This is a genomic window from Streptomyces sp. WG5 (assembly GCF_049974565.1).
Classification (GTDB): Bacteria; Actinomycetota; Actinomycetes; order Streptomycetales; family Streptomycetaceae; genus Streptomyces.
On sequence record NZ_JBNGGC010000139.1, the window covers coordinates 1 to 982 of the forward strand.

Here is a 982-nt window from a genome sequence, read left to right on the forward strand (position 1 = left end):
TACTGGCCCGACCTCCCGACAGCGGCAGGCGATGTGGCCGGGGCGGGTCTGGTGTCGGCTGAACACCCGCTGCTGGGTGCGATGGTGGCCCTGCCCGGTTCGGGTGGGATGCTTTTGACCGGGAGGCTGTCGCTTCGCTCGCATCCCTGGCTGGCGGATCACCGGGTGCAGGGGAAGGTTGTTTTCCCTGGTACGGGGTTTGTTGAGCTGGCGGTTCGGGCTGGTGACGCGGTGGGCTGTGACCGGCTGGCTGAGCTGGTTCTGGAGGCGCCGCTGGTTATCCCGGAGCAGGGTGGTTGCCAGGTGCAGGTCCACCTCACCGAGCAGGGGCAGGGCTGGACGGTGGAGATCCATGCCTGCCCGGACGGCGGTGAGTCCTGGACGAAACACGCCACTGGTGTGCTGGCCGGCAGCGGTAGCCGTCAGACCGGCGTCGCGGACGACGGCGTTTTTGACGCGCTGGGGTCGTCGTGGCTGCCCGCGGACGCGACGCTTGTGGACACCTCGGGTCTCTACGACACGGGTGAGGACTTCGGCATCGTCTATGGGCCGGTGTTCCAGGGGCTGACGAAGGCCTGGACGCAGGGCGAGCGGGTGTGGGCCGAGGTCGAGCTGCCGGAGGCGCAGTGGGCGCAGGCCGGAGCGTTCGGGATACACCCCGCGCTGCTGGACGCCGTGCTGCAAACCTCGATGTTCGCCGGGCTGGGCTCGACGCAGACCACACGGTTGCCCTTCATGTTCACCGACGTCGTCCTGCGGGCTTCGGGGGCGACCCGGGCCCGGGTGTGTGTGACTCGTACCGGCTCCGACCAGGTCGCCATAGCGGTGGCCGACACCACGGGCGCGTCGGTGTTGTCCATAGCTGCATTGGTCGTTCGCCCGATGGAGGAAGGCGCCCTGGGCGCCGGGCCGCAGGACTCGGTGGTGCTCGCGCCGCAGTGGTCCGATGTGGAGTTTGCCGGGGAGGTCCCGGGCACCGGTG

Annotated in this window: 1 protein-coding gene; it reads left to right on the forward strand. The window is 69.5% G+C overall.

The features are described 5' to 3' along the window. Window positions 1–982, forward strand: a 982-nt coding sequence (locus ACP4IX_RS36250) for a polyketide synthase dehydratase domain-containing protein (RefSeq protein ID WP_426558910.1), incomplete at both ends; no start/stop codon positions are given.